Raw genomic sequence first — 6182 nt, 5'->3', positions numbered from 1 at the left:
GACCAGCAGGGCTCGGTGATCGCGGTGGCCAACAGCTCGGGCCAGAGCCTGGCCACCAACACCTACGACGCCTATGGGATGCCCGGCGCCTCCAACCTCGGCCGCATCCAGTATACCGGGCAGTCCTGGATACCGGAGGTCGGCCTCTACGACGACCACGCGCGGACCGGCCTTGTCAGGTTAACCGCCATCGGGTCGCTAAGAGACCAGAACGGCCCCTCCCCTACCCCGCCGCGGCGGTCGCTAGCGCCCACGCCTGGTGAGCTCGGGCTTGCTGGATGCGAAGTCCGCGTCGGCTGATCAGGTGGGGCTGGGTGTCGAAGGTGTTGTAGACCGCGGCATGGGTGGACAGGAAACGCTGGGCTGAACCGTCGCTCTTGAACTTCTGCATCTTCCGCTCTCGTCGTCGGATCGGAAGATGGCTGTTCTCAGCCCGGTTGTTACATCGTCGGCCGCGACACCGCTGACGCTCGCCTAGCCCGAGCTTGCGTAGGGCGGCGCCATAGGACGCCAGCTTGTCCGTGGTGACGGTCTCCGGCGCCACCCCGGTGTTCTTCATCAGCTTGCGCAGCAGCCGAAGCGCCGCCTTCTTGTCGCGCCGGCTCTGCACCAGCATGTCCAGCACCACGCCCTCGTCGTCCACAGCCCGCCAGAGCCAGCGATTCCTGCCGCCGATCTTGATCATCATCTCATCGAGGTGCCAGCGGCCCGTCGGCCGCGGCTGCAGCCGGCGCAGGTTCCTGGCGAACAGCCGCCCGAACTTCAGCGTCCAGCAGCGGATCGTCTCGTAGCTGACCTCGATCCCCCGCTGCGCCAGCAGCTCCTCCACATCCCGGAAGCTCAGGCCGAAGCGAAAATACAGCCACACTGCGTAGCGGATCACCTCCGCTGGAAACCGATGGCGCTTGTAGGAGATCGGCTGCACGGCTCTCCGCCCTCATCCAGGGTGCGACCCATCAAGGCGGAAACAAGTTAGCGTTCGCCTGACAGCATCCACGATAGTGCTGTCGGTCATCTGAACGCTCGGCTGACCCTCTCCGCTCTCGTTAAGCGCCGCCAGCAGAACATCCCAGACCCCCGACAGCGTCCAGAATCGGAACTCTCGGTAGACCGAACTCCACTTGCCGAAGTGGTCATGCAGATCACGCCACGGCGACCCCGTCCGCGCAATCCAGAATACCCCGTCCAGCACCAGACGATGATCCTTGGGCCGCCGACCGCGCCGAGGACCCCTCTCGATCACGAAAGGCGCAAAGAAGACCTACTCCTCATCGGACATCAAACCTCGAACCAAGGCTGCTCTCTCCAAAAGCAGCCTTGAATCAGCAATCAGGTGATTTGGAAATCCACTTCTTCAACGCGGCCTAGCGTAAATTCCGTAACTTAGCATTGGCGCTCGCCGCAAGAGCGCGTCTTCACGTCCTGCTTCCTCCATTTCCAAATCATGCTTGAGGCGCCCGTCTCCGCGGCAGGGGCTTTGAATGGCTTGCGATTGCCCGCCGACAGCAGCTTGGCGAAGGACCGCGTCGAGGTGAACCACACCTTGGGATCGTCGGGCGCAGGCTTCTCCTCGCCGCGAGCGATCCGCCGGGTGCGGGCCTTCATGTCTTCATAGCTGGCGACGGTCGCGGTGGCCGTGGGCGTAATCAGAGCGGGCTGATGTGCCGCGTGCGGCTGTAATCGAGGTAGCCCAAGCTGGCTCCCGCACGCGCCCCCACACCCGTCCGGATCGGGGCCAGGGTTACGGCATCGGCTCTCTGATAATTCAAGCCGAAGCCGGCCACGAAATAGATCGAGCCTTCCACCCCAGGGAAGCGTCTGTAAATCTGCTCCTCATCTTGCAGGTTATAGCAGAGGGTGAAGACCCGAGATCCATTGCCGCCGAAATCAAAGCCAGCCGACGGACCCTGCCAGAAGACGCGCTCGGGAGCGCGATGCTTCATGTACAACTCGCCCTTGCCATATCGCAGACCCACCACGACGGCGCCTGCGATCTCGGTGCCGGCGATGTAGCCGGTTGGAAGCCCGTTGTCCTTAAAGGCCTTCTCGATCACGCCCGCCAGGGTCTGTGCAGCTACGCCGAAGAAGTTCGACGCCCGACGCACGATCTCGGTCTGCGAATAGGGCTCGGCCTTCGCTCCAGGGCTGTAGGGGTGAGTACCAGCCGTCACGGGACTCATGGCCTCTTGCGCCCAAGCGGCGCGCGAAACGACTGCAGCCCCGGCCCCTGCGCCAAGGCTAGCGAGTAGGACGTCGCGTCTGTTCATGTTCCATCTCCAACTACGTGACGCCAACTGGTCAGCAGCCAAGGTTGGCATGACGCTAAACCACCCGGAGAGCTAGTCGGTTTCATTCGGCGCGCCTTTGGCCAGCCACGGGCGAAGCGACGCTCTGAGCCTTGCCGCTGATGAAGCCATCTTGTGCGTGCAGCCGATCTAGGATGCCGTACCTGCGGAACTTACGTTAGCAGCGATCGAGGTAAACCTTGTCTTTAGGTTGGTTCCAAGCGTCGTCGCGCCCGCAATGATGACGACAGCGATCAGTGCGGCAATCAAGCCATACTCAATTACGGTAGCACCACCCTCATTTCTGATAAATTGTTTCAATGTAGGCATATTAGCTTCTCCGTGCCGGCCTATCCTGATTTCCAGAAGCTAACAATCGCATAACCATCTGGTTCACCAGCTTCGCCATGCTGTCGGCGCTGCAGAGCTGATCTTAGGAGATGGTCCGACGAGCCAAAGGTTCAAGGTCGCACCCGCTTGATCACAGGTGGCCAGTGACAAGGCCGTCCGCGCGGGTTCCTCCGCTACGGCATCCTTGGCTGTGGCTCCTGGCCGACGGACCTACGGGGATCCGCGATTAGCGTGGGCATCGGTCGCGACGCGGTTTGGCGGGTGCTCGCGCGCCAATGGCATTTCGACTGGCCATGATGGTAGACGTACCTTAACCGGTCGCCTGTCCGAGGAATCGCCGACGTGTCGTGTCTTCGTCCAGTCCCAACGGCCCTACTCGTCTGCGCCACCCTGTTGATGTGCGGGAGCGCCCACGCTGAACTCGGCGGCGCGGTATCCAGCGTTGTGGCGGATGGCGGTCGGATGGGCGCGCGGCTGGCCTCGACGCCTATGGGCAGGTACGCGCGCCACGACCTGACGCGGGTCAATGGCGGCATGGTGCACGAGCTTACGAATGCACAAGGTCAGGTCTTCGCCGTGACATGGTCGGGTCCGGGCAAGCCCGACCTGCGTTCGCTTCTCGGCCGCTACTTTGAGACCTTCCAGGCGGCCAACGACACGAGCGGGGGCCGGGCGATGCGCGCCCTGCGCCGCCCGCAACAGGTCAGCCAGTCGGACCTCCAAATCCAGACGGGCGGCCATATGGGCTGGTTCCACGGCATGGCCTTCATCCCCTCGCTGGCCCCGGCGGGCTTTTCAGCGAACGATCTCTCGCAGGAGCCCTGAGCGTGGCGCGGTGGTTCATAGCCTTGTTCGCCATGCTGGTGCTGGCGGGATGTGGCGGCGGCGGGTCTGGCTCTTCAAGTTCGTCCGTCGCCCCGACGACCGCCTCGACACCCACGGTCATGGCCACCGCCAACACCGCCACCGTGGTGCTGGATGGCGGGCCGGCCGCGCTCCAGGCCGGAAACGGCGCCTTCAACACGCCCTATGTGACGATCACGATCTGCGCGCCCGGATCGACCAGCAACTGCCAGACCATCGACCACGTCATCCTGGACACCGGCTCCATCGGCCTTCGGATCATCAAGCCCGTGATCAGCGCGAGCCTCCTTGCGGCGCTCCCGACCGAGACCGACAGCTCCAGCAACCCGGTCGGCGAGTGCTACCAGTACGTCAACTCCTATATCTTCGGCTCGGTGCGTACGGCCGACTTCTCGATTGCGGGCGAGAAGGTGGCGGCCATGCCGTTCCAGGCGATCGGCGACACCGGAAGCTTCACCAACGTCCCGTCGAGCTGCTCGGCGGGCGGCGGCGTCGACATCGCGACCGTGAACGACTTCGGCGCCAACGGCATCCTGGGCGTGGGCACCACCACCACCGACTGCGGGACCTACTGCACCACCACTGGGGGATCGTCGGCAGCGATCTATTACGACTGCCCGTCCGCGGGATGCGGCGCGATCATCGCGCGCGCCTCGAACGCCACCGCTCCGTTCCAGCAGCTGCCCAACCCGGTCGCGGCCTTCCCGGCGGACAACAACGGCGTCATCCTCTCCCTTCCCTCGGTCGCGCAGGCGGGCGTCCCCACCCTGACCGGGACGGTGACGTTCGGCATCGCCACCCAGGCCGACAACACCCTGACGGCGACGAACGTGCTGCCGGTGACCACCTCCGCCAGCCAGCTTGGCCCGGGCCTGCTCACCGCCACCTACAATGGCGAGCAGCTGACCCAGAGCTTCCTGGACAGCGGCAGCAGCGATTACTTCTTCATTGACACCAGCCTCGATCCGTGCACCGAAAGCGACCTGATCGCCCTCTACTGTCCCGCTTCACCGACCCCGCTTTCGCCCGTGCTGACGGCCACCAACGGGGTGACGGCAAGCGGCGCGTTCACCCTATATAGCCCGCTGAACGTCGCCGGTTCGTCCGACGTCGCGCCGGGACTGGGGATCAATCCGACGCTGGTGACCCCGCCGCTTCCCTTCGCCAACAGCTTCGACTTCGGCATGCCGTTTTTCTTCGGCCGAAAAGTCTACACGGCAATCGAGGGGCGCTCTACAGGCAGTTTGCAGGGACCCTACTTCGCTTTCTAAGTCGGTTGCTCTGGTCTCAATTTCAGGACCATTTGCGTAAGTCGCTCGCGAGGCAGCGAGCCAATCAGCCTGAGTTGGCGTGTTCTCAATAGTCTGGATCGTGTCTGGCCAAGTTGAGGATCTCGAAACATCCCTACGCTTGATATCGGCACATGGTGGTCAGGCGAGCTACAGGCCTTTCATCCTGAAGGACGTCGGCTGTCTGGCCTTTTTCGGTGACACCAAAGGAAACCGGGTAGGCCTCAGCCAATATGATCAGCACCATTCTCTTTGATCCGCAGAGAGACGCCGCCCGAGCCAAGGCTTAGGCCGACCGACTGCCAACTGGAAGGCGGGGCGCAAGGGAGGTCGACAGGTCAGCGCCATTCACCCGCTGACACGCTCCCACGCCTCCCTGCCTGACCCGTGAGGACCAAGGTGCGGCACATCTATCGTCTGGTCTTTCGATCGGACAGGATCGCCTATACTGAGCCTTTCTCGACGCCCCTGCCCTACACACGCACAGGGCGCCGAGCTTTAGACCTCATGGATGACCAATCCTGCCATCTACCGACCTTCGGTTCCAGCAGTCCAAAGCGCCTTACCGATGCTGGAGCCTCAAAATTCCTAAGCCTTTTTGCCAGTTAGGTGCGAGCTTAACAGCTTGTTCATCTCGAACATGGTCGCCGACTTCTTTCCAAACACTTTATGCAGCTTCTCGTCGGCCAGTATATTGCGCTTATCCTTGGGGTCTTGCAGGTCGTGCTTCTTGATGTATTCCCAGATCTTGCTGACCACCTCGCTGCGGGGAAGGTCCTTTTCGCCGACGATCGCGGAAAGTTCGGGGGAAGGAACCACCGGAGCCGTGATGCCGCCGCGCGCGCCTCTTGCCGGCTTGCCCGTCTCCTTGACCTTCTTCTCAGCCGCAGCAGTTTCATCCTCGCCACGCTTCACCGCAGACCGTGCCATAGCCTTCTCCATGTTCGACCCGCCCCAAACGCTCGGGCCGGGCTAGGGTTCGCACCCAAAGGCTCCAGACACAATGTCCCATACCGATCGGCCCACAGGACACGGGCGGGAAGGCGCCTTACCGGGGCTGCATCAAGCGCCCCATCCCTCGCCCATGACCAAGCGCGGGACCCATGACGAAGGCGGAACGCATTGGTGACGCTCACGCCGGATGCGCCGCCTACGGGTAGTCGACGGCTGCCAGAGACGGCGCACTTGCTGAGGGCACGGACTGTCCGTCGATGGATAAGGCCAAGGCGGACGTCCTACAGTTCTCTGGGGGGAGGCTGGCGAGCCTTTCGCCGGAGAGCCCCTTCCCGCGTCGGTGGCGATGCGCGTGACGGATGATACCGGGCGTCCTAAATACTGACCTGCGCCCATTGGCGGGTTCCGATGGAGGTGATGACCTCCGGCTTGGCGATGA

Annotated in this window: 9 protein-coding genes; 3 read left to right on the top strand and 6 right to left on the bottom strand. The window is 63.1% G+C overall.

The features are described from left to right. On the top strand, nt 1–300 hold a 300-nt coding region (locus tag HUV06_RS16080), incomplete at its 5' end, for a hypothetical protein (RefSeq protein ID WP_217433892.1). On the opposite strand, the gene HUV06_RS14070 is transcribed toward HUV06_RS16080, so the two are convergent. The 5 genes from HUV06_RS14070 to HUV06_RS14050 all read right to left on the bottom strand — a co-directional run bounded on the left by HUV06_RS14070 (nt 224) and on the right by HUV06_RS14050 (nt 2615). Further along, nucleotides 224–925 (bottom strand): IS6 family transposase, encoded by a 702-nt coding sequence (locus HUV06_RS14070; protein WP_174301881.1) that lies wholly within the window; start codon nt 923–925, stop codon nt 224–226. The genes HUV06_RS16080 and HUV06_RS14070 overlap by 77 nt on opposite strands. Nucleotides 926–937: 12 nt before the next feature. After that, the gene (locus HUV06_RS14065; protein ID WP_174301880.1) at nt 938–1243 is read right to left on the bottom strand and encodes a transposase; all 306 of its coding nucleotides are present in this window, start codon (nt 1241–1243) and stop codon (nt 938–940) included. A 140-nt stretch (nt 1244–1383) separates the two neighbouring features. Then, complete coding sequence (locus HUV06_RS16355) at nt 1384–1605, bottom strand: hypothetical protein (protein ID WP_254601148.1); 222 nt, start codon at nt 1603–1605, stop codon at nt 1384–1386. A 41-nt stretch (nt 1606–1646) separates the two neighbouring features. After that, a complete protein-coding gene (locus HUV06_RS14055) occupies nt 1647–2180 on the bottom strand; it encodes a DUF1134 domain-containing protein (protein ID WP_371811084.1) in 534 nt (177 codons plus the stop codon). A 255-nt stretch (nt 2181–2435) separates the two neighbouring features. After that, nucleotides 2436–2615, bottom strand: a complete 180-nt coding sequence (locus HUV06_RS14050; RefSeq protein ID WP_174301878.1) for a Flp family type IVb pilin — start codon at nt 2613–2615, stop codon at nt 2436–2438. A 363-nt stretch (nt 2616–2978) separates the two neighbouring features. Here HUV06_RS14050 and HUV06_RS14045 point away from each other — a divergent pair, with 363 nt between their 5' ends. Together HUV06_RS14045 and HUV06_RS14040 are read left to right on the top strand one after the other, a co-directional pair. Beyond that, on the top strand, nt 2979–3461 hold the full coding sequence (locus HUV06_RS14045; protein ID WP_174301877.1) for a DUF2844 domain-containing protein: 483 nt from the start codon (nt 2979–2981) through the stop codon (nt 3459–3461). Between the two features lie 2 nt (nt 3462–3463). Next, nucleotides 3464–4771 carry a DUF3443 family protein gene (locus HUV06_RS14040; protein WP_174301876.1) on the top strand — a complete coding sequence of 436 codons (1308 nt, stop codon included), beginning with the start codon at nt 3464–3466 and terminating at the stop codon, nt 4769–4771. 606 nt (nt 4772–5377) lie between these two features. On the opposite strand, the gene HUV06_RS14035 is transcribed toward HUV06_RS14040, so the two are convergent. Continuing rightward, entirely contained in the window at nt 5378–5731 is a 354-nt protein-coding gene (locus HUV06_RS14035) for an SWIB/MDM2 domain-containing protein (protein ID WP_254601147.1), read from the bottom strand. Between the last annotated feature and the right edge of the window lie 451 nt (nt 5732–6182).

The organism is Caulobacter sp. S45, from assembly GCF_903642205.1.
Lineage (GTDB): Bacteria > Pseudomonadota > Alphaproteobacteria > Caulobacterales > Caulobacteraceae > CAHJWH01.
This window is presented reverse-complemented; position numbering and strand designations above follow the sequence as displayed.